Origin of the sequence: Emticicia sp. 21SJ11W-3 (assembly GCF_024138715.1) — a bacterium.
GTDB classification, from domain to species: domain Bacteria; phylum Bacteroidota; class Bacteroidia; order Cytophagales; family Spirosomataceae; genus Emticicia; species Emticicia fluvialis.
Genome location: NZ_CP092074.1, coordinates 90,767 through 114,352 on the forward strand (window position 1 = coordinate 90,767; position 23,586 = coordinate 114,352).

16 protein-coding genes, 2 tRNA genes and 2 rRNA genes are annotated in these 23,586 nt (G+C 43.8%); 13 read left to right on the top strand and 7 right to left on the bottom strand.

Going from position 1 to position 23,586, the window contains the following annotated elements:
• The first annotated feature begins 34 nt into the window (after positions 1 to 34).
• The 4 genes from idi to MB380_RS00405 all read left to right on the top strand — a co-directional run bounded on the left by idi (position 35) and on the right by MB380_RS00405 (position 2,737).
• Entirely contained in the window at positions 35 to 580 is a 546-nt protein-coding gene (gene idi, locus MB380_RS00390) for an isopentenyl-diphosphate Delta-isomerase (RefSeq protein WP_253531970.1), read from the top strand.
• A gap of 12 nt (positions 581 to 592) precedes the next feature.
• A complete protein-coding gene (locus MB380_RS00395) occupies positions 593 to 979 on the top strand; it encodes a VOC family protein (RefSeq protein ID WP_253531972.1) in 387 nt (128 codons plus the stop codon).
• A gap of 51 nt (positions 980 to 1,030) precedes the next feature.
• Positions 1,031 to 1,732: a peptidylprolyl isomerase gene (locus MB380_RS00400; RefSeq protein ID WP_253531973.1), complete on the top strand. Its 702-nt coding sequence runs from the start codon at positions 1,031 to 1,033 to the stop codon at positions 1,730 to 1,732.
• Positions 1,733 to 1,834: 102 nt separating this feature from the next.
• On the top strand, positions 1,835 to 2,737 hold the full coding sequence (locus MB380_RS00405) for an NAD(P)-dependent oxidoreductase (RefSeq protein ID WP_253531975.1): 903 nt from the start codon (positions 1,835 to 1,837) through the stop codon (positions 2,735 to 2,737).
• Between the two features lies 1 nt (position 2,738).
• On the opposite strand, the gene nadD is transcribed toward MB380_RS00405, so the two are convergent.
• From nadD to MB380_RS00420, 3 genes are all read right to left on the bottom strand, one after another.
• A complete protein-coding gene (nadD, locus tag MB380_RS00410) occupies positions 2,739 to 3,311 on the bottom strand; it encodes a nicotinate (nicotinamide) nucleotide adenylyltransferase (RefSeq protein WP_253531977.1) in 573 nt (190 codons plus the stop codon).
• Between the two features lie 96 nt (positions 3,312 to 3,407).
• Positions 3,408 to 4,553, bottom strand: coding sequence for a Gfo/Idh/MocA family protein (locus MB380_RS00415; RefSeq protein WP_253531979.1), 1,146 nt, complete (start codon positions 4,551 to 4,553; stop codon positions 3,408 to 3,410).
• 93 nt (positions 4,554 to 4,646) lie between these two features.
• On the bottom strand, positions 4,647 to 5,357 hold the full coding sequence (locus MB380_RS00420) for a GntR family transcriptional regulator (RefSeq protein WP_253531981.1): 711 nt from the start codon (positions 5,355 to 5,357) through the stop codon (positions 4,647 to 4,649).
• Between the two features lie 532 nt (positions 5,358 to 5,889).
• Here MB380_RS00420 and mraY point away from each other — a divergent pair.
• Positions 5,890 to 7,110, top strand: a complete 1,221-nt coding sequence (gene mraY, locus MB380_RS00425; protein ID WP_253531983.1) for a phospho-N-acetylmuramoyl-pentapeptide-transferase — start codon at positions 5,890 to 5,892, stop codon at positions 7,108 to 7,110.
• Positions 7,111 to 7,113: 3 nt separating this feature from the next.
• Here mraY and MB380_RS00430 read toward each other — a convergent pair whose 3' ends face one another.
• The gene (locus MB380_RS00430) at positions 7,114 to 7,911 is read right to left on the bottom strand and encodes an alpha/beta hydrolase (protein WP_253531985.1); all 798 of its coding nucleotides are present in this window, start codon (positions 7,909 to 7,911) and stop codon (positions 7,114 to 7,116) included.
• A 261-nt stretch (positions 7,912 to 8,172) separates the two neighbouring features.
• Positions 8,173 to 8,733 carry a MarR family winged helix-turn-helix transcriptional regulator gene (locus MB380_RS00435; RefSeq protein WP_253531993.1) on the bottom strand — a complete coding sequence of 187 codons (561 nt, stop codon included), beginning with the start codon at positions 8,731 to 8,733 and terminating at the stop codon, positions 8,173 to 8,175.
• A 207-nt stretch (positions 8,734 to 8,940) separates the two neighbouring features.
• Between MB380_RS00435 and MB380_RS00440 the strand changes: the two genes are divergently transcribed.
• From MB380_RS00440 to pruA, 4 genes are all read left to right on the top strand, one after another.
• The gene (locus MB380_RS00440) at positions 8,941 to 9,984 is read left to right on the top strand and encodes an HlyD family secretion protein (protein WP_253531995.1); all 1,044 of its coding nucleotides are present in this window, start codon (positions 8,941 to 8,943) and stop codon (positions 9,982 to 9,984) included.
• 24 nt (positions 9,985 to 10,008) lie between these two features.
• Positions 10,009 to 11,613: a DHA2 family efflux MFS transporter permease subunit gene (locus MB380_RS00445; protein ID WP_253531997.1), complete on the top strand. Its 1,605-nt coding sequence runs from the start codon at positions 10,009 to 10,011 to the stop codon at positions 11,611 to 11,613.
• Positions 11,614 to 11,650: 37 nt separating this feature from the next.
• The gene (locus MB380_RS00450) at positions 11,651 to 12,952 is read left to right on the top strand and encodes a TolC family protein (protein WP_253531998.1); all 1,302 of its coding nucleotides are present in this window, start codon (positions 11,651 to 11,653) and stop codon (positions 12,950 to 12,952) included.
• 193 nt (positions 12,953 to 13,145) lie between these two features.
• Entirely contained in the window at positions 13,146 to 14,777 is a 1,632-nt protein-coding gene (pruA, locus tag MB380_RS00455; RefSeq protein ID WP_253532000.1) for an L-glutamate gamma-semialdehyde dehydrogenase, read from the top strand.
• Between the two features lie 175 nt (positions 14,778 to 14,952).
• Here pruA and cysS read toward each other — a convergent pair whose 3' ends face one another.
• Entirely contained in the window at positions 14,953 to 16,530 is a 1,578-nt protein-coding gene (gene cysS / locus MB380_RS00460; RefSeq protein WP_253532002.1) for a cysteine--tRNA ligase, read from the bottom strand.
• Positions 16,531 to 16,654: 124 nt separating this feature from the next.
• Positions 16,655 to 17,653, bottom strand: a complete 999-nt coding sequence (locus tag MB380_RS00465) for a GTP-binding protein (RefSeq protein WP_253532004.1) — start codon at positions 17,651 to 17,653, stop codon at positions 16,655 to 16,657.
• A gap of 923 nt (positions 17,654 to 18,576) precedes the next feature.
• Between MB380_RS00465 and MB380_RS00470 the strand changes: the two genes are divergently transcribed.
• The 4 genes from MB380_RS00470 to MB380_RS00485 all read left to right on the top strand — a co-directional run bounded on the left by MB380_RS00470 (position 18,577) and on the right by MB380_RS00485 (position 23,534).
• Positions 18,577 to 20,082, top strand: a 16S ribosomal RNA gene (locus MB380_RS00470).
• Between the two features lie 165 nt (positions 20,083 to 20,247).
• A tRNA-Ile gene (locus MB380_RS00475) sits at positions 20,248 to 20,324 on the top strand.
• An 83-nt stretch (positions 20,325 to 20,407) separates the two neighbouring features.
• Positions 20,408 to 20,484: transfer RNA gene (locus MB380_RS00480), tRNA-Ala, on the top strand.
• Between the two features lie 238 nt (positions 20,485 to 20,722).
• Positions 20,723 to 23,534 (top strand): 23S ribosomal RNA (locus MB380_RS00485).
• Together the 16S and 23S rRNA genes with 2 tRNA genes alongside form the textbook arrangement of a ribosomal RNA operon.
• Positions 23,535 to 23,586 lie beyond the last annotated feature (52 nt).

A 23,586-nucleotide genomic window follows, 5' to 3' on the forward strand; every position in this document is an offset into this window, starting at 1 on the left:
TATAGCGTTTAGTGTAAAAACTAAACACGAAAGCATGAGCATAGATACAACAGAGATTATTTTGGTAAACGATGCTGATGAAGCAACAGGAAGCGGGCAGAAATTGTGGGTGCATCAGCAGGGTTTGCTACACAGGGCTTTTTCAGTTCTGGTATTCAATGATAACAACGAATTACTTATTCATCAACGCGCATTAGACAAGTACCATTCTGGTGGTTTATGGACAAACACCTGTTGCGGGCACCCTAATGTAGATGAGGAAATAAAATCTGCCGCCGAACGAAGATTAGGAGAAGAGATGGGTTTCACTACCTCTCTCGACTTTCTATACAAGTTTCATTACATAGCTCATTTTGACAACGGCTTGACAGAAAACGAAATAGACCACGTTTTTATGGGTATATATAATGAAACATTTGAAGTAACCCCCACCGAGGTGATTGCTTACAAGTGGGTTTCGGTAGCAGAAATTACTGAAGAGGCACAAAGAAACCCACAGGATTACACCGTATGGTTCAGGAAGATTCTGAAAAGCGAGGCCTTCAATGAGTTTGTGTCAAACAATTATATTTTATCATAAAACATTATTGTAATGGAAAAAAGGGTAATAGGCCTTGGTGGTGTATTCTTTAAATCGGAAGACAGCACAGCTTTAAGGGGTTGGTACAAAGAGCATCTGGGTATTGACTCTGAGGCTTGGGGAGGTATTTTTGAATGGCGTAGAAAGGATAATCCGGACGACCTGACCTCAACTGCCTGGAACCCTTTTAAGAAGGATACCACCTATTTTGAGCCAAGCAAAAAAGACTTTATGATTAACTACCAGGTTGAAAATCTGGATGAACTGCTGGTGGCGCTGAAAGATGAAAGTGTAACCATTCTTGGCGGGCCTGATGATACCGAATACGGTAAGTTTGGCTGGATACTAGACCCCGAAGGTAACAAAATAGAACTTTGGGAGCCACCAAAAAATGTTTAGCGCTATCAATAATTATTGTATTTTTGTGCCTCTCATATTATTAATCAAAGCATGAAAAAAGGTCTGTTTGTTGTTAGTTTTTTGCTTGTTTCTTCACTGACTTTTGCTCAAAAAAAATCAAAGAAAGACTATCTTGTTACCCTGAAAACCACCTACGGAACCATGCACATGGTTTTGTTTGATGATACGCCGCTGCATAAAGAAAATTTTATCAGACTGGTTAAGAAAAAGTTTTACGACAGCCTTTTGTTTCATCGTGTGATAGACGGTTTCATGATTCAGGGTGGTGACCCTAATTCGCGAAAAGCTAAACCCGGCGACATGTTGGGCAATGGTGGTGGAGACATGGAACGTATACCATTTGAGTTTAAGCCTAATCATGTGCACAGAAAAGGGGCTTTGGCTGCTGCCCGTGATAATAACCCAGAGAAGAAATCAAGTGCCAGCCAGTTTTATATTGTACAAGGCAAAAAACTGACAGACGATGAGTTGACCACAGTGGCCGGGCGCAACAAAATGAATTACACCAACCAGCAAAGAGTCGATTACCTGGGCATGGGTGGTACCCCCCGCCTTGATAATAATTATACCGTTTTTGGTGAGGTAATTGACAACCTGAATGTGATAGACACCATTGCCGCCCAACCACGTGATAAAGCCGACCGACCGCTCAAAGACGTGAAAATGAGCATGACAGTGAAGAAGATGAAGAAGAAAAAAATCATGAAGCGGTATGGGTATAAGTATGAGTAGGACGGATTGGTAATCCGTCAAAACGTACAACGGATTGATAATCCGTTGATTTCCACGAACAAAAAATAGCCATCAATAAAGCGTAGAAGAAATACACAAGATATGAAGAAAATTTTACTGACAGGTTCTAATGGTTTGTTGGGGCAAAAGCTGGTTGAGCTTCTGGTTAGCACAACTAATCATGACGTATATGCAACAGCAAGAGGTGAAAACCGGCTGCCGTTTACTGAAGGCTATACCTACACACCCATGGATATTACTGATAAAACCCAGGTGCAAGAGGTTATAGACCGCATTAAACCTGAAGTAATTATTAATACGGCGGCCATGACCAATGTAGACATGTGCGAGACCGCCAAAGACGATTGCTGGAAACAGAACGTAAACGCAGTAGAGTATCTGGTTGAGGCAGCCGAAAGAAACAGTTGTTTTTTGTTGCATGTATCAACCGACTTCATTTTTGATGGTAAAAACGGCCCTTACAAAGAAGACGCCGAGGCTAACCCTATCAGCTTCTATGGCTGGAGCAAATATGCAGCAGAGAAAATAGTAATAAACAGCAATATTCGCTGGGCAATTGCCCGCACTGTGCTGGTATATGGCATTGCTCATGATATGAGCCGTACCAATATTATTCTGTGGGTGAAGAAATCGCTTGAAGACGGAAAAAACATAAAAGTAGTAACCGACCAGTGGAGAACCCCTACACTGGCTGAAGATTTAGCCAAAGGATGTTTGCTGATTTCAGAAAAAGAAGCAGAAGGCATTTATAATATTTCAGGAAAAGACTTCCTGACTCCTTACGAAATGGCCATTATGACGGCCGATTACTTTAACCTTGATAAATCGTTAATTTCCAAGGCAGACTCCACCACCTTTACGCAACCTGCCAAACGCCCGCCAAGGACAGGTTTTGATTTAACGAAATCGAACGAAGTGCTGGGGTACAACCCTGTTAGCTTTACCGAGGGTATAGAGATATTGGCCAAACAGATAGGAGCCTGATTTACAGATAGAATTTTTTCCAGCGGATATACTCTTCTACAATATCACTTACCATATAGCGTATGGGCTTGCCAGCCTTAATACTGTTGCGTATAAATGTGGCTGATATATCAAGCAAAGGCGCTTCTATAAACTTAACCTTCGGGTGATTGCTGAACTTATGCTCAGGCGTATTGGGCCTGGGGTACACATACAGTGCATAATACTCCAGTATCTTATCGTAGTTTTTCCAGTTTTCAAACTGTACCAGATTGTCTTCGCCCATAATCAGCTTGAATTCATGGTTTGGATGCCGTTCCGTCAATTTGGCTAGTGTATCTATGGTGTAGCTGGGTTTAGGCATTGAAAACTCAATGTCTGTTGCTTTTAGCTTATAATTATCCGAAATCGCCTTTTCTACCATGGTCAGCCTGTCAAATTCATGCAACAGGCCTTTGTTTTTCTTGAAGGGGTTCTGAGGCGACACCACAAACCAAACTTGTTCAAGGTCGGTAGTATAGGCCATTGTATTGGCAATAATCAGATGCCCTATATGAATAGGATTAAACGAACCAAAAAACAAACCGATCTTCATGCTGCTTCTTTTAGTGTCAAAATCAAGCACAAATATATAAAAAAGGCGGCCACTCTATAAAAGAATGACCGCCCTCCTGGCTGGTAAGAGCCATAATTATATTTTAACCCACGCTTGTTTGCGGTGGCTTTCAATAATTCTCTCACAAATAAGCAATTCACGCAAGCCATCAGCAAATGTAGGGAAAGTCGGGTTCTCCGGTTGTTTGCCTTCTGCTACGGCAGCATAAACTTCTTTAAACAATTGTTTTGATGTATCCGGGAAACCCTCGTTGTGCCCACCCGGGAAACTGATTAGGCTTGTGGCTTCACGATAAAACAACGATGGGTCTTTCATTAAAACCTGGTTGGCGCCATCACGTTTGCCAATCCACATTTCGTTTGGTTTTTCAGAGCACCATTCAAAATTAGCTTTTGAACCCGAAATCTCAAGATTCAAACGGTTTTTACGACCCGCCGAAACCTGGCTAACCGTTACGCTTCCTTTATTGCCGTTATCAAATCTCAGCAATACGTTGGCGTGGTCTTCGGTATTGATAGGTACTTCCTGGTAATCAGAAGCCTGCAACATTTTGCCAGAGTAAGTTTCAATAGCTTTTAATGGTTTCAGACGTGTTTTGTGTACAGTTGAGAAATCAGCCATTACCTCGGTGATTTTCAGGCCTGTAATGTATTCTGTTACATCTAGTAAGTGTGAACCGATGTCGGCAATAGCTCTTGAATCGCCAGATTTGTCCGGCTCCAAACGCCAGTTGTAGTCTGTCTGGTAGAAAAGCCAGTCTTGCAGATACGAACCCAGAATAGAGTAGATTTCACCCAGGTCGCCTTTTTCGCGCATGGTTTTCATCTGACGAACCAACGGATAATATCTCAGGTTGAAATGAACGGCATTAACAAGACCTGATTCGGCTGCTATTTTTACCAGCTCTTCGGCTTCTTCAATTTTGGTAGCCAGAGGTTTTTCGCAAACTACGTGTTTGCCAGCCAGTAAAGCTGCTTTTGACTGAGAATAATGCAGGAAATTAGGCGTACAGATGTGAATACACTCAATGTCTTCCTGTTTCAGCAAGTCTTCAAAGATATAGGCTCTTTCAATTCCAAGGCTGGCAGCTTTTTCTGTAGCCAGGTCAATGTTAGCTTCGCAAAGTGCGGCCACTTCTACATTGGGTAAACGGCGTAGGGCTTCAATGTGAGCGGGCCCGATAAAACCCGTTCCGACAACGGCAACTTTAATTTTTTTCATAGTGAAATAAAACCTCTGTCCCCTGATGAGGAATTAATTTTGGTTAAAGAATAAGGCCCCCTTCAGGGGTGGGGGCAACCGCTGTGCGGTATCTTAATTAAAACTACTAATGGCGTATTTTTCTGTATTACAGTATATCAGACTATATATGTAAAATCCTTCTTTTGATGTGCCGTATTTACGTAAAATCTGCAAAACCGGCGACTTCACCCTGGTTTTAAGCAGGCTGGCAATATCTTTGGTGGCAACAATTGCCCGTACTTCCTGCTGCATACTGGTAACATCAATATGATACCGCATAAATAGCGTGCGGAACAACGAACCGTCAATCAGTGGTTGGTCTGTCATACCTTCCAGGTTAACATTCGGAAAATACGTTTGCTCAAGCATTATGGGCACTTCGTCCATAAAACGCAAGCGCTTCAAAAATACAAATTCTGTATGAATTTCCTGTTGAAGTAAGTGTTTAAAAATAGGCTCGGTAATGGTATGTATTACTGGCCCATCTAATATGCTGGTGGTGCCGTGGCGGTCGCTGGCAGTTACTACGTCTGTCCAGCCTTTCAAAGAAAGCAACCCCAGCGATTTCCGGTTGGCGGTTACAATGCTGCCCTTGCCGTGCTGGCGTGTAATGTATCCTTCTTTCACTAGTTCGTTTAGTGCCTGCCGGACGGTCATGCGGGTGGCATTAAACTCAACGCACAGTTCGTTTTCAGATGGGAGCAAACTACCCTCTGAGTGTTGCCCTGAAGTAATAGCCTCTTTTAAATGAGCCTGGATTTGCCGATAAAGCGGTATCTTCATAAATATTACCTCTGTGCTAAAGAGTATTGGCTGTAAAGAACGCAAAAATAATACGCATTTGGCTATTACTTTTATTTTATGCAGTCTCTTATTTATCAAAAAAGGCATTCAGGATTCCCGAATGCCTTTCCAAGACGAAAATACTTTAACCTATGATGAATACTCCGACTGGCGGAGGATTCAAAATCTTTGAACTTCAATAAAGAAGTTACGGAAATTTATATCAATAAATTCTGTTGTCAAACGCTAAATATACCATACAAAAAAAGTTAAAAAACGTTGTATAATCAAATATTTACCCTGTTTTTTTTAATCTATGATAATATATAGTCATGTTTTGTCAAAAAAGTATCAGAATAACCAGGAATCACATCCGGCGCATTACGCGTACCCGTATACAGGCATGGGCCACAATATTCCGTTCGTTGTTGATTGTTAACTTTTAGTGTATTTAATCAAAAAAAAACCGTTTTTTTTCTGAAAACTTCAAAAAAAACTATCTTTGCTACACTTTCCTAAAAACCAATGTCCTATGCTTTACTACTTATTTGCTTACCTTGACAAGACCTTCAATTTCCCGGGTGCGGGGGTGTTTCAGTACATTACTTTTCGTGCCATGGGCTCTATTGTTTTATCGCTTTTAATTGCGGCAATTTTTGGTATACGGCTCATTAACTATCTCCGTAAACTTCAGATTGGTGAAACCATCAGAGACCTGGGTCTTGAAGGCCAAATGCAGAAAAAAGGAACGCCTACCATGGGGGGCTTCATTATTCTGGCATCGCTCATGATTCCGGTATTATTATTTGCACGCCTGGATAACGTCTACATTGTATTGCTGATTATTGCTACCATCTGGACATGCGGCATAGGCTTTGCCGACGACTACATAAAGGTTTTTAAGAAAGATAAAGAGGGGCTGAAAGGCCGTTTTAAAATAGTAGGGCAAGTTGGCCTGGGGCTGATTGTTGGTCTTACTTTGTACTTCAACGATAATGTAAAAATCAGAGTCTACGAAAAAGCGAAAATAAGCACGGCAGTAGGAGAAGTGCAAAAGTATGTAGATGTACACTCACTGACAACCACGGTGCCTTTTACCAAAAACAATGAGGTAGATTATCAGATTCTAGGTAGTTTTTTACCAGAAAGCATGGCCTGGATTCCGTATGTATTAATAGTGATTTTTATCATTACGGCGGTATCAAACGGGGCTAACATTACGGATGGTATTGACGGCCTGGCTGCGGGTACATCGGCCATAATAGGTTTAACATTAGCCATTTTTGCTTATTTATCAGGCAATAAGGTGTTTTCTCAATATCTTAACATCATGATGATCCCGAACTCTGGCGAGGTAGTGATTTTCTGCTCTGCCTTTGTGGGGGCCTGCATAGGCTTTATGTGGTATAATGCGTATCCGGCACAGGTGTTTATGGGTGATACCGGTAGCCTTATGCTGGGCAGTGTTATTGCGGTGCTGGCGTTGGCTTTGCGTAAAGAACTATTGATACCGGTTATGTGCGGTATTTTTCTGGTAGAGAATATTTCGGTGATTTTGCAGGTAAGTTATTTCAAATATCAGAAAAGAAGGCGAGGGCTTGAATTTGCTCAGAAAAACCGGCTTTTCCTGATGTCGCCATTACACCATCATTTTCAGAAAAAAGGTTACCATGAGTCAAAGATTGTAACTCGTTTTCTGATAGTAGGCATTGTGCTGGCGGTGGCGTGTCTGGTAACGCTCAAACTCCGCTAGGCATTATTTCAGAATCTCATCTAGTTTGATCTGATATTCCTTGAAATTATTTAAACCCCGATGGCGTCCTCCCGGTAAGGTAGTGAGTATGTCATCGGGGTTTTTCTTTAATATCTCAGCCAGTTTCAGGCTATGGCTGTACGGAATTACCTGGTCGTCGGTACCATGAAATAGATACAACGGGGCTTTTACTTTCGTTATCCACTCTTCAGCAGGTAAAATAAATTCACAGACTTTGCCGTACGGATAAATTGGCAGGCGGCTCCACGCAATAGCAGGTATGCTGGTATAGGGTGTTTCCAGAATCAGCATTTTTACATCATTATCCATAGCCAGTCTGGTGGCTACTCCGGTGCCCAGCGAGCGCCCGTAAATAATAATGTCTCTGGGTGGGTATCTCCGCTGAATATCTTTAAGCACGGTCTGTGCATCGCTCAACAGATTTTTTTCATCCAGGCGGCCGTTGCTTTTTCCAAACCCCCGGTAGTCGTACATAATTACATCATATCCCCTTGAGGTAAAGTCTTCGGCATATTTACCCCAGGCTTTTATATTGCGCGAGTTGCCGTGCAAATACATAACCACACCTTTACGCGGGTTAGCCGCCGTTGTAAACATCAGGGCATTCAGCTTAATTTTAGGCTCAGTAGCAAAATAAAACTCCTGGGCATTTTTAAACTCAAAAGCATAATCTTTGTCCAGTTTTTCTGGGTGTAGTATAATAAAACGCTGAAACAATACGGCTAATCCGAAAACGGCAACGTATACAATCAGGGCAATGGTCAGGATTCTCTTCAACACGTATCTATCTGTTTTTTTTTTGCAGAGTTAAGTTTCATCATACAAAACTATTCTATTCAGAATTGTTTGTCAAAGATTAAATCAAATCTGTCTGTAAAAATATCAATCATGCGGCTGATATTAACCATTTACGATGGAATATTCTGGTATACAATAAAGCTGAAGTGCATAAAGTATTTACACAAAATAGCCCAAAAACAATAAGGCCGGGTATGGCGAGACACTTTGGCTATGTAATAAGTTTAAATAATAGGCCTTAACCTACGCCGGCGAACCACTAAAGGCAATGTTTTTCATTTTAAGCAAATGCCCATGTGTAATAATATGCTTAAGGTCGTTTACTTTTCCGTATTGCGTGCCTTCATAGTGGCTTACCAGCTCAAACAGAATATCCATTAGTTGCTCTAGTTTTTCGGCTCCTATTATTTCTGCAAATTTATCGTTCACATGTTCCATACACCTTTTCCAGTCAAGCAATGCCTGCAACCCCTTTTCAGAATGTCTTACTATCAGCGCACGGGCGTCTGCCTGGTCTTTTACCACGTTTACATATCCTTCATTTTGTAATTCCTTTATCAGTTTGCTCATGGCCTGTTTGGTTACGCAGGCGCGCTGAGAAAGATTATTGATGTTGGTCCCCTCTAAATCTATGTGTACCAAAGCTACAATGTGGCCTATTCTGAAATTGGTATAGCCGATACTCTGCACATATTCTCCTGCCAGATCGCTCAAATACCTGTAGGTCTTGCTTAAAAGCCGTCCCATTAATCGCTCCTTTTTAGATTTAAAAGCAACTATTTCCTTGAAAATTTCTTCGTTCATTGTTGTTGTTCAGATTCAAAGCACTCATATTGATGCATAATGAAAACACTAAATTTCATGATTTCTTGTGTTCTGATACAAAATTATATAGAAAAAATAAATTAGTCAATATGCTTGACTAATTTAGTAAACTTGGTTTACATTTGCATCGTCAATTTAGTTGACTAATTCTAAGAACAAACGCAAAAACAAAACAATCGGATTAAGATGGCTACTCCGCAGAAAAAAAGCATTAAAAATTACATTCCACGTATCATTTTACTTATCGTTGTGCTTGCCGCCGGCATCTATGCTTACCAAAGCTACAAGTATGGGCAGGGGCACGAGTCAACAGATAATGCCCAGATAGAAACTTATTCGGTACCGGTGGTACCACGTGTAGGGGGTTACGTGAATACCGTAAACATGAAAGACTTTGAACAGGTAAAGAAAGGCCAGCTACTGGTAGATATTGACGACCAGGAACAACAACTGGCCCTGGCCGAAATGGAAGCCGTTTATCAGCAATTATTAACAGATGTTGAAAACGCAAAAGCCAACATAAAAAACACAAAAATGACAATCAGCGCGGCTGAAACTAACCTGAAGGCTACCGCTTTGCGAAAAGATAAAGCTAGAAGAGACTCAGAGAGAGATGCTAAGCTACTGGCTGACAATGCCATTACCCGCCGCCAGGCAGAAGACAGCCAGTCGGGTCTGGATGTTCTTAATGCCCAGTATGATGGTCAAAAACAAGACATTGCCGCTACTAAATCGCGCCTGGATATACTAGGCAGTAACCTACACAAAGCAGAAGCAGCGCTGGCTGTACAAAAAGCTAAAATTGACCAGCAAAGACTAAAACTGACTTACTCTAAAATCTATGCTACCGAAAATGGTAAAATAGGCCGAAAAAGCGTTGAGCCGGGGCAGTACATACAACCCGGGCAAACTTTGGCCACCATTGTGCAGGACTCATTATACTGGGTTGTGGCTAACTTTAAAGAAACGCAAATAAGCAGATTGGCAATAGGCCAGCAGGCGGTTATTAAGCTGGATGCCTTCCCTGATTTGGAGCTGACAGGCAAAATTATTGATTTCTCTGATGCCACCGGAGCCAAATATGCATTGCTGCCACCAGATAACGCCAGTGGAAACTTTGTGAAAGTTACCCAGCGAATACCAGTAAAAATTGCCATTGACCATGTAGAAAAATACCGCGACAAACTACGCGCAGGCATGAGCCTTGAAGTGGAAGTGAAACTGAAGTAAGGCATACACCCACAAAAAAATTACATGGAAAATACAGTAGAAATAAAAAATAAAGCTGTAGGTGCTTCCAGGTTTATTATCGTTCTCACAACAGTGACGGCAGCCATAATGGAGCTGCTAGACACAACGATTGTAAACGTAGCACTGAATCAGATGGCTGGCTCGTTAGGGGCTACCATTGAAGATATTGCCTGGGTTATTACCTCTTATGCCATAGCCAACGTAATTATTATACCCATGACAGGCTTTTTGGGAGAGTATTTCGGGCGAAAGAATTACTACCTCGTATCAATGGTTGTGTTTGGTATATCGTCTTACCTCTGTGGTAATTCGGGTAGTCTTTGGGAACTGGTGTTCTGGAGGTTCATACAGGGTATAGGCGGCGGAGCCTTGCTGTCAACGTCTCAGGCTATTTTGTTTGACGCCTTCCCGGGTAAAGAACGCGGAACAGCCTCAGGGCTTTTTGGTATGGGTATTGTATTAGGCCCTACACTCGGCCCCACTCTGGGTGGATACATCGTAGATAATTATACATGGGGCGACATCTTCTTTATTAATGTACCCATCTGTATTATTGCTACTATTCTGACCATTCTTTATATTCCTAAAAAAGCTGGTGAGGGTACTAAAAAAGACCAGATAAAGATTGATTACCCGGGTATATTATTATTGATGATTGGTATTGGCGCCCTGCAGTATGTGCTTGAAAAGGGAGAATCGAAAGACTGGTTTCAATCAAAAGAAATAATGATTGTGAGCCTGGTGGCAGTATTAGGCATTGTGGGTTTCATAGGCCGGGAGCTCAATACAGACCACCCTGTGGTTAATCTCAGGGTTTTCGGAAACCGTAACTTTGCGTTTTCAAGCATTTTTGTAATGGTTTCAGGCTTTGGCTTGTTTACTTCTGTGTTCGTATATCCGGTTCTGGTGCAGCGTATCAATGGTTTTACACCTTATGAAACGGGCCTTTCACTTTTGTTCCCGACTTTAACCATCCTGCCGTTGTTCCCTATTCTTGGCCGGCGGATGTCGGCTGGCGCATCACCAATACCATTTGTCGTTGCCGGTATTCTCATATTTGCCTTCTTTGGTTTTTATAGTGGTACCGCAACTACCGATATGAGCCGCTGGGATTTCTACCCCATGCAGCTGATGCGCGGTCTAGGAACCGTACTTTTGCAGCTACCCCTTATCAATGCCTCGGTGGCAGGTTTAAAGCCCAATGAGTTTGGGGCGGGTATCTCTCTAACCAATATGATACGCCAGTTGGGTGGGGCTTTCGGTATTGCCTTGGCCAACAACTATGTGGCTATACAGTATGCACAGCACCGGTCAGATCTGGTATCCAACTACGTACCGAGTAACCCATTATTTATGGAACGGCTCAATGGTCTCAAGATGACATTCCTGTCGAAGTCGGGCGATGCAATACATGCCGCCACACAGGCGTACAGGCAATTGGAGTTGCTGCTAGACAGGCAGGCGTATTATCTGGCATATCTGGACACCTTCCGTATCATATCATTATTCTTTATATGTGTATTGCCCCTTGTTGTATTGCTGCGCACTAAAAAGAAAAGTGCTGCCGAAGCAGCAGAGGCCGCCAAGGCTGCCGCAGAGTCTCATTAATGACAGGTATCATTCAAAAATATTTAAGTTTTTAACAATGAAATTTCCGAAAATAACCATAACTCTCTTATTGCTTCTCAGTCAGGTAGCCCTTGCACAGAACCCGAATGAGGCGCTGGCTTCTTTAGTGAAGCAGGCCATTGAGTATTCGCCAAGAGTAAAAGAACAGGTGCAATTACTGAATACCGGCGACTACCGAATTAAAGTGCAGGAAAGCGGGCTGAAACCCCAGATTAGCGGAGAGGTGGGCTACACAAGACTTGACCCCGTAGCCGAAGCCGTTATACCGATTCAGGGTTTCGACGGTAAATTGCAGTTTCAGCCTCATAACAACTACAATACGGCCGTAAATGCCTCTTATGTTATTTATGATTGGGGCCGTTTTAAAGCGGGTGTACAGAAAACCCTGCTGGATATGCAGCAACAGCGCGAGAACATTGAGAGCCTTAAACAAACTCTGGCTTATCAGGTTGCGCAGTTGTATTATAGTATTATTTATATCCAAAAGGCCATTGTTGTGCAGCAAGACCAGGTTAAGCTGGTAGAAGAAAACGGTAAAATTATCAGCGACCGCCTGAAAAGTGGCGATGCCCTGGACTATGATTTGGTACAGGTACAGGTACGCTATAAAAATGCCGAGATACGGGTAGTAGATTTGCAGGGGCAACTAGAAAAACAATATATTTTCTTAAGCGCGCTGATAGGCTCTGATGCCAGAAAGCAGGTTCCGGCCAATGCTGAGCTGCAATACAACTATCCGATTGCCGATGCTCAGGGGGCTATCAGTGAGGCCGTTACCAATAATCAGGACATAAAAACGGCACTGGCCCGCGAAAACGCACTGGCACAAGAGGTGAAGATATCGTCAATGACAAACCTGCCACAACTGGCGGCCAACGGAGCTGTGGGTATCAGAAATGGGTATCAACCCAACATTGACGCATGGCGATTCAATACCTTACTGGGTGTAAAGCTCAATATCCCGATTTATACCGGAAAGCGCGGTGCGTATAACACACAAATTGCCCGCATTAATCTGGATGCTGCCAAACAAAGCACCGAGGCACAGAAAACGCAGATAAACCGTGACATTGAAAATGCTTTTAATGATATAAAAGTAGCCACCCAAAAACGTACTTTAGCCGAAAGAAATGTGTATCAGGCAGAGTACGGTTTGAAACTGGCCAAAGCACGTCTGGTAAATGGGGTGAGTACTCCACTGGAAATTCAGACGTCTGAAACGGCTGTACAGGAAGCAAAATTCAGCCTGTTGCAATATGATTATCAGATATTACTGGCAAAACTGGAAATCAGCAGATTGTCGGGGGTGAAGTTGTAGAGGTGAAACGCAAATAGTTACAAGCCCATCTGAATACTCCGGTGTACAGATGGGCTTTGTTTTTTGGTGCACATCTAAACTCAAACCCGCCTAAATCTGTTATACATTCAGGTACAGCAAAATAGACCGGAAATTTATTCAGACAAATCTGAATTTTCCTCTAATTTTGGCAAAAAATCCCCCTTCATCAATCATGAATAACACTGTCTTTAAAGTACCTGCTCCGGTAAACGAACCGGTTCTGGGTTATGCTAAAGGTTCTCCTGAAAAAATTGCATTAAAAAAAGCCATTGCCGATGCCCGTTCGAAACAGATAAACGTGCCTATGTATATTGGCAGTGAGCTGGTTTATACCGTTAACAAGATTAAACTTTCGCCTCCGCACGACCACCAACATATATTAGGGTATGCCAGCGAGGGTGACGCATCTCATGTGCAACGCGCTATTGATGCCGCTTTGGCGGCTCGTACGGCGTGGGCAGCACTCTCGTGGGAGCAAAGAGCCAGCATTTTTCTGAAAGCTGCCGATTTACTGGCCGGGCCATACCGGGCCAGAATCAATGCGGCTACCATGTTGGGGCAATCTAAAAATGCCTATCAGGCAGAAATTGACTCAGCGTGCGAGCTCATAGACTTTCTGCGGTTCAATGTAGCCTTTATGGAGCAGGTCTATACCCAGCAGCCGGAGTCATCAAAAGGAATGTGGAACAGACTGGAGTATCGTCCGTTAGAAGGTTTTGTATTTGCTTTAACACCATTCAATTTCACGGCCATAGCAGGTAATTTGCCTTCTTGCGTTGCCATGATGGGTAATGTTACAGTATGGAAGCCTGCCTATACCCAGATATACTCAGCACAGGTAATTATGGAGGTATTCCGTGAGGCGGGTCTGCCTGATGGCGTAATTAACCTTATTTATGTAGATGGTCCTGTTGCCGGTGATGTGATTTTCAAACATCCAGATTTTGCCGGTATCCACTTTACAGGTAGTACCAGGGTCTTCCAAACCATCTGGAAAACCATTGGCGAGAACATCCATTTGTATAAATCGTATCCGCGTATTGTGGGTGAAACCGGAGGTAAAGATTTTGTGATGGCACATGAGTCGGCCGATGCCAAAGCCTTGGCAACTGGTTTGGTTCGTGGGGCGTTTGAATATCAGGGACAAAAATGTTCGGCGGCTTCGCGGGCTTATATTCCTTCAAATATCTGGGAAGAAGTGAAAGGATACATAGTGGAAGATTTGAAAGAGATAAAAATAGGCGGCACCGAAGACTTCACTAATTTTGTAAATGCGGTTATTGATGAGAGAGCTTTTGACAAAATTGCTACTTATATTGATAATGCTAAAAAGAGCGACAAAGTAACCATAATTGCAGGGGGAAACTACGATAAATCTAAAGGGTATTTTATTGAGCCAACTGTTTTATTAACATCAGACCCACTGTATGTAACCATGTGTGAAGAGATTTTCGGCCCGGTGCTCACAATCTATGTTTATGAAGCCGCTGATTTTGAGCAAACCCTGGAACTGGTTAACTCCACTTCGCCTTATGCGTTAACCGGGGCTATCTTTGCCAAAGACCGTTATGCCATTGATCTGGCCACTAAAAAGCTGGTAGATGCAGCCGGAAACTTCTATATTAATGATAAGCCAACAGGGGCCGTAGTTGGGCAACAACCTTTTGGCGGCGCGCGGGCGTCAGGTACCAACGACAAGGCCGGGTCTATCCTGAATCTGTTCCGTTGGGTACAACCACGTACCATTAAAGAAACCTTTGTTTCGCCAACTGATTATAAATATCCGTTTTTAGGAGAAGAGTAAGTAAAAGTAATTGTGCTTGAGGAGTGGCCAATGCCTCGATATCAACAAAAAAGGTAGCATTTTAAGGTGCTACCTTTTTTATGGCGGTATCGAGAATCAGCGAATGAATTCGCTGGCTATTGAAACAAAGGACGATTTTTATTTAAGGTTGCCGACTTAAGTCCGCAATATAAAACTATTCCTCCCATGCCCAGTCAATGCGGTGCTTCATGTCTTTAATTGTCATGCCGTTTGATTTAAAGTAAGCTCTTATTTCATCAACTTTGTCGTATCTCTGGCTTGATTTGTATTCTTTATATAACGACAACATACCGCTCAGAATACCATCGCCCTGTGCAATAGGTTCTTCCTTAAGACCTAAAATCTGCTCCAAAAATACCACAAACTTCTCTTTCAATAAGTTGAAGGTATTTTCGCCAAGGGCTCTCGGGTTCAGCTGATTCATGTATATCATGTTTACATATTTCAGCAAATTAAAAAGCTGTGCAATGGCCACTGCGGTGTTCAGGTCATCATTCATGGCCTCATAAAAAGCCTGAACGGTCTTCTCAATGTCTTCTTTTTTCTTTTGGTCGATTGCTGTCTCTACTGCCGGGGTTGCCGTTGCCGGCTTGTCAACTACCGCAGATTGCGCATCATTTATCAACTCACTCAGAACCGTGTCTGCCGGTTTATCGTTAATACCAATTGTAAGGGTCTTCACAATTCGTAAACCGTTAATCAATCTTCTATAACCTTTCTGAGCCGCACGCAGAGCATCGTTCGAGAAATCCAGAGTACTGCGGTATTGAGATTGTAACATGAAGAACCGAACCGTCATGGGGCTATAGGCCTGGTCAAGCAGCGGGTGGCTGCCTGCAAAAAGCTCAGCAGGTAAAAATGAGTTTCCCAACGATTTCGACATCTTCTGTCCGTTTACTGTCAACATATTTGAGTGCATCCAGTAACGAACAGGCTCTGTACCGGTAATGCCTACGCCCTGAGCAATTTCACACTCATGATGTGGAAACTTCAAATCCATACCACCGCCATGGATATCAAATTGTTTGCCCAGATACTTGGTGCTCATACAGGTACACTCTAAGTGCCAGCCCGGGAAACCCATTCCCCAGGGCGACTTCCATTGCATAATATGCTCGGGGCTTGCGTTTTTCCAGACGGCAAAATCAAGCGGGTTTCGCTTTTCTGCTTGTCCGTCCAACTCGCGGGTTTCGTTCAGCAAATCTTCCAGAATTCTTCCTGATAGCTTTCCATAGTCGTTACCTGCTGCATTATATTTACTGATATCAAAATAAACAGAGCCGTTCGACTCATAAGCCAGGCCTTTATCAATCAAAATTTTTACGGCTTCAATCTGTTCTACCAGGTGGCCGGTGGCAGTAGGCTCAATACTAGGCGGCAGAAAATTGAATTGCTCAAGCACTTTGTGGAAATCGTTGGTGTACCGTTGCACAATTTCCATCGGCTCCAGTTTTTCCAGTTTGGCCATTTTGCCAATTTTATCTTCTCCTTCGTCGCCATCACCCACCAGGTGGCCCACATCGGTAATATTTCTTACATAGCGAACCTTATAGCCAATCTCGGTCAGGTACCGGTAAAGCACATCAAAAGTAAGAAATGTACGCACGTTGCCCAGGTGTACATAATTATATACAGTAGGCCCGCAAACATACATACCCACATAGGGGGCATTAATCGGTTTAAACTCTTCTTTTTGGCGTGAAAGCGTATTGTAAATTTTTAGGTTCTGCATATATGTTCTTCAATAATCAGATTAATCTATCGTTTAACGTTCCTTGAGGTATTGCCTATCTAAAATAGATAATGCAAATTTAAGTTTAATTTCTTTATATATATAATGTATATAGTATAAGGCTTCAGGCCACGGGTACTTCAAGCAAACAGGCCATCAGTTTTTGTTCTAAGCCAGCCCAGTCTGGTTTTTGAGGTGCAATCAGCTCAATTCGGCTGTCGCGTCGGTAAGCAATGTATTGTACAGTAAATTGCCCTTCGGCGGCATTAATCAAAACCCAGTCTTTCCCGATTCTGAAAACACCCTTGGCTCGTTCTATTCCCGTCAGGGTACTGAAAAACTGACGCAACTTGGGCAGATTGAAAAGTTCATCCGGAGAGAAAATCCAGCCGCAGCCATACAGCCCCAGGCCATGACTTTCTTTTTTTACCGGATTACCAACAGCAGGTACCTGTAATTCTTCTTCGTGTTGGTGGGTATGGGTATGTTCATGCGTGTGTGGTGCAAACTGTGCCTTTCTCTCTGCGAAAGCATCAATATTTAACCAGCGATAATCTAACTCGCCATTGCTTACCGCCTCTACCAATAATTTTGGAGGGTACAACGCCTTTGCCCATTCAGTAAACTGCTGCGTTAATGCCTCACCGGCCAGGTCAGTTTTGCTGGCAACTAGTACATCAGCCAGATTTATCTGATCCTGAAAAGTTTCGTGTGCATTGAAGTCTGTCTGCGCCCAACGCCTTGGGTCAACCAGACAGATAGTTGCTTTTACTTCCAGTATATCTTTCATGAATTTGTTACGCAGCAAATCCAGTATGTTTTCCGGATGCCCCATCCCGGTGGGTTCTATCAGAATACGGTCTGGCTTTTGTTGTCGCAAAACCGTGGTGAGTGTAAACTGCATCGGCACATTGGCCGTGCAACAGATGCACCCCCCTGCCACCTCCCGGATGGTGAGTCCATCTTTTTCATCAATAGTGGCGTGGTCTATAGAAACAGCACCGAATTCATTAATAATAATAGCCCAACGCTCGTTTGTGGGCTTGCTCGCCAGCAGATGTTTGATGGCAGTGGTTTTACCCACGCCTAAGAAGCCGGTAATGAGATTGACAGGGATTTTCATATAATATAAGTGTCAGTGGTTTTCTACTTATATATATAGTATCAGAGCATACCTATTATATATAGTAGAAGTGTATGGGTCATAACAAAGAATCGGTTTATTAAGTTTTTGCAGCCTCTAAATACTGGCGCCGTGGCTGGTAATAAGAATGAATAATTGTATAATTCGGAGCGGATGTGCTGAATCCGGCGTTTATTGCCTTATATTATTGCACAAAACGAAGAACTAATATAAACTTTATGGATGGGTTAAATTATAAGTAACTGAAGATAAGGGGAGTAGGGTTTAGGGTATAAAAAACTCTGGGGGAAGGCCTTGACAAAGGCTAAAAAGTGGCGTACCTTTGCAGTCCCAAAAATGGGAGAAACACTGAGCGTTACATAGCAGGAGCATAGTAAAAAGGTGGGAATCAGGGAATTGGGGGATGGGTAAAAAAAAGAGTAAAATTAATTTGGAGTTGTAAAAATAAAGTCAGACCTTTGCACCCCGGTTAATCGAAAGAGAAAGGAGAAAAGGAGAGGAAAACGGGAGGTGAGAGCGAGGCGAAAAAAAACTTCAAAAATAATTTGGGAATGTAAAAATAAATTCAGAATTTTGCACCCCGATTGATTGGAAAAGGAAAGAGAGAAAAGGAAGAGGCGATAAGGAGAGTGAAAAAAAATATGAAAAAATATTTTTTTAATTCAAAAAAGAGTAGTAACTTTGCAGTCCGTTTCGCTTACTAAAATAAGAAAACGGAAAAACGAAAAGAAAAGTTCAGAGTTAAAATAAGAATTGATTAAGCGGTTGAGGGGGAGGTTGAAGAGAGAGAGCTTAATTAGATTTAACAAGTCGGAAGGTTGCGAGACTGGATGAATAAAGTTCATTAACTTGTTGAGAATGCAAATGCGAGACCTTAAGTAGTCAGGCAAACTTTGACATTTACAATGGAGAGTTTGATCCTGGCTCAGGATGAACGCTAGCGGCGGGCTTAATACATGCAAGTCGAGGGGTGGTAGCAATACTACACCGGCGCACGGGTGCGTAACGCGTATGCAATCTACCTTTATCTGGGGGATAGCCCGGGGAAACCCGGATTAATACCGCATAACAAATTTCTTGGCATCAAGAGATTTTAAAAGATTTATCGGATAGAGATGAGCATGCGTAAGATTAGATAGTTGGCGAGGTAACGGCTCACCAAGTCTACGATCTTTAGGGGCTCTGAGAGGAGAATCCCCCACACTGGCACTGAGATACGGGCCAGACTCCTACGGGAGGCAGCAGTAGGGAATATTGGGCAATGGGCGCAAGCCTGACCCAGCCACGCCGCGTGCAGGAAGAAGGCCCTCTGGGTTGTAAACTGCTTTTGACCGGGAAGAAAAGAACCTTTGCGAAGGGAGTTGACGGTACCGGCAGAATAAGCCACGGCTAACTACGTGCCAGCAGCCGCGGTAATACGTAGGTGGCGAGCGTTATCCGGATTTATTGGGTTTAAAGGGTGCGTAGGCGGCTGATTAAGTCAGCGGTGAAAGGTAGCAGCTTAACTGTTTTACATGCCGTTGATACTGGTTAGCTTGAGTTAACAGAAGGCAGATAGAATTTCTGGTGTAGCGGTGAAATGCTTAGATACCAGAAGGAATACCGATTGCGAAGGCAGTCTGCTGCAGTTACACTGACGCTGAGGCACGAAAGTGCGGGGATCAAACAGGATTAGATACCCTGGTAGTCCGCACAGTAAACGATGATTACTAGTTGTTGGCGAGAGTCAGTGACCAAGGGAAACCGATAAGTAATCCACCTGGGGAGTACGCCGGCAACGGTGAAACTCAAAGGAATTGACGGGGGTCCGCACAAGCGGTGGAGCATGTGGTTTAATTCGATGATACGCGAGGAACCTTACCTGGACTAGAATGTGAGGGAATTATTCAGAAATGGATAAGCCAGCAATGGCCCAAAACAAGGTGCTGCATGGCTGTCGTCAGTTCGTGCCGTGAGGTGTTGGGTTAAGTCCCGCAACGAACGCAACCCCTGTTGTCTGTTGCCATCAAGTAAAGTTGGGGACTCAGACAAGACTGCCTACGCAAGTAGAGAGGAAGGAGGGGACGACGTCAAGTCATCATGGCCCTTACGTCCAGGGCAACACACGTGCTACAATGGGCGATACAGAGTGTTGCGAGCCAGCAATGGCAAGCCAATCACAAAAAGTCGTTCACAGTTCGGATTGGGGTCTGCAACTCGACCCTATGAAGCTGGAATCGCTAGTAATCGGATATCAGCTATGATCCGGTGAATACGTTCCCGGACCTTGTACACACCGCCCGTCAAGCCATGGAAGTTGGGTAGACCTGAAGCGGAAGGTAAAAGATTTCGTTAGGGTAGAACCAGTAACTGGGGCTAAGTCGTAACAAGGTAGCCGTACCGGAAGGTGCGGCTGGAACACCTCCTTTTTAGAGATTTCTTCACAGAAAGAAATAAAAACGACTGACACGAAAGATCAAGCATTTGTATTCTCATCAACAAGTTATGTATTAGAGTGAAGGAACGGAAGTTTACAGGTGTAGTGATTGTAGGGAAAGCAAAACTACAAGCCATTAAACTGCAAACTCTGCAAGGGGCTTGTAGCTCAGGTGGTTAGAGCGTTACACTGATAATGTAAAGGTCCGTGGTTCGAGTCCACGCAGGCCCACCAAGTTGAATGGCGAATGAGAGAATGGCGAATTAGCGAATAAAATATTCATGATTCAAGATTAACTAATTCACGATTAAAATAAAGGGGGTTTAGCTCAGCTGGCTAGAGCACCTGCTTTGCAAGCAGGGGGTCAACGGTTCGAATCCGTTATCCTCCACCAAACTAATCACGAATGAAGAATGAGTGAATTAGTGAATAGATGAAGAGTAAATAAGTTAACTGATACTTTTAAAAATCGGATACAGTTCTTTACGAAGAAACAAGGTAGAAATACCACAAGTCAGTTAAGACTGGACGACATTCTTATCATATCTAGCACAGCTTGGTAGGTGGTAAGAGTTCAGTTAAGATTGGATGAAGTTATTTGACATGATGGAAGAGAGAAGAAAAGAGATAATGTAGGAGCTACATAAGGGCGTACGGAGGATGCCTAGGGTCTCAGAGGCGAAGAAGGACGTGATAAGCTGCGATAAGCTACGGGGAGAAGCACATTTTCTGTAATCCGTAGATTTCCGAATGGGGCAACCCAATAGTTTGAAGAACTATTACCATACTGAGTATGGAGCTAACTCGGTGAACTGAAACATCTAAGTAACCGAAGGAAAATAAAACAACAGTGATTCCGCAAGTAGTGGCGAGCGAACGCGGAGAAGCCCAAACCATTTTTGTTACGGCAAGAGTGGGGTTATAGGACTGCATTTAGGAGTATTATTTAAGTTGAATGATTTGGGAAAGTCATCCATAGAGTGTGAGAGACACGTAAACGTACCGATAATACAACGAGCAGAATCCTGAGTAGGTGGGGACCGGTGGAATCCCCTCTGAATTCGGCGGCACCATCCGCCAAGGCTAAATACTCCTGAGACACCGATAGTGAACTAGTACTGTGAAGGAAAGGTGAAAAGCACGGGGAGTACCCGGGTGAAATAGAACCTGAAACCGTACGCTTACAAGCGGTCGGAGCTGGCAAGTCCAGTGACGGCGTGCCTTTTGCATAATGACCCTACGAGTTACGGTCACCGGCAAGATTAAGTATTTCAGATACGTAGTCGAAGCGAAAGCAAGTCTGAATAGGGCGAATAGTCGGTGGCTGTAGACGCGAAACCTTGTGATCTACCCATGGTCAGGTTGAAGGTTGGGTAAAACCAACTGGAGGACCGAACCAGTTAACGTTGAAAAGTTTTTGGATGAACTGTGGGTAGGGGTGAAAGGCTAATCAAACTGGGAAATAGCTCGTACTCTCCGAAATGTATTTAGGTACAGCGTCGAGGTTGAGTTATATCGAGGTAGAGCTACCAATAGGATGCGGGGGAGTCAAATCCTACCAAATTCTGATAAACTCCGAATGCGATATAATATACTCGGCAGTGAGGGCTTGGGTGCTAAGGTCCGAGTCCAAAAGGGAAAGAACCCAGAACTACAACTAAGGTCTCTAAATCTATACTAAGTTGAACTAAGGAAGTCTGATTGCAGAGACAGCCAGGATGTTTGCTTGGAAGCAGCAATCATTTAAAGAGTGCGTAACAGCTCACTGGTCGAGCGAGGCGGGCATCGATAATAAACGGGCATCAAGTATAGTACCGAAGTTTAGTCAAGATTTAAATCTTGGGTAGGAGAGCATTCTATTTGCGGCGAATGCGTACTGTGAGGTATGCTGGAGCGGATAGAAAAGCAAATGTAGGGATAAGTAGCGATAATGTATGTGAGAACCATACACACCGAAAGACTAAGGATTCCTCAGCTACGTCAATCAACTGAGGGTTAGTCGGGTCCTAAGGATAATGCGAAAGCAGAAGCCGATGGCAAACAGGTTAATATTCCTGTACTGGTGATGGTGCGATGCGGGGACGGAGAGTTGGAGTGGGTACGTCCTGACGGAATAGGGCGTTGAGAGGAGGCTTAGGCTGAATCGAACTCGTGAAGACGCTTCCAAGAAAAGCCGCTAAGCTTCAGCCATTTACCACCCGTACCGTAAACCGACACAGGTAGTCGAGGCGAGAAGCCTAAGGTGCTCGAGTGAGTCACAGCTAAGGAACTCGGCAAATTAACCCTGTAACTTCGGGAGAAGGGGAGCCTCAGCAATGAGGCCGCAGAGAAATGGCCCAGGCGACTGTTTAACAAAAACACATGGCTTTGCTAAGTTTAATGACAAAGTATAAGGCCTGACACCTGCCCGGTGCTGGAAGGTTAAGAGGGGATGTCATCGCAAGAGAAGCATTGAATCGAAGCCCCAGTAAACGGCGGCCGTAACTATAACGGTCCTAAGGTAGCGAAATTCCTTGTCGGGTAAGTTCCGACCTGCACGAATGGTGTAACGATCTGGGCACTGTCTCAGCTGTGAGCTCGGCGAAATTGTAGTAGCGGTGAAGATGCCGCTTACCCGCCACGGGACGGAAAGACCCCGTGAACCTTTACTATAGCTTAACGTTGAATTCGGGTAACTGATGTGTAGGATAGGTGGGAGGCTGTGAACCGGTGTCGCCAGGCATCGGGGAGCCAACGTTGAAATACCACCCTTTGGTTATTTGGATTCTAACTCGCGCTGCGAGGACACCGTTTGGTGGGTAGTTTGACTGGGGTGGTCGCCTCCAAAAGAGTAACGGAGGCTTCCAAAGGTAGTCTCAGCACGCTTGGTAACCGTGCGTTGAGTGCAATAGCAAAAGACTGCTTGACAGTGAGACCTACAAGTCGAGCTGGCTGGAAACAGGGGTATAGTGATCCGGTGGTTCTGTATGGAAGGGCCATCGCTCAAAGGATAAAAGGTACTCCGGGGATAACAGGCTGATCTCCCCCAAGAGCTCACATCGACGGGGAGGTTTGGCACCTCGATGTCGGCTCGTCACATCCTGGGGCTGGAGAAGGTCCCAAGGGTTCGGCTGTTCGCCGATTAAAGTGGCACGCGAGCTGGGTTCAGAACGTCGTGAGACAGTTCGGTCCCTATCTGTGGTGGGCGTTGGAAGATTGAGAGGGTCTGACTTTAGTACGAGAGGACCGAGTTGGACGTACCGCTGGTGCATCTGTTGTCCTGCCAAGGGCACGGCAGAGTAGCCAAGTACGGACGGGATAAACGCTGAAAGCATCTAAGTGTGAAACCCTCCTCAAGATGAGTCTTCCATTGAGATTCGTCATAGACGATGACGTTGATAGGCTACAGGTCTAAAAGTGGTAACACCCAGCCGAGTAGTACTAATGAATCGAGGGCTCCTAATTTTTTTATCTGTTTTTTTCTCTCTCCATTAAAGTCATATAATGAAAGCCTAAT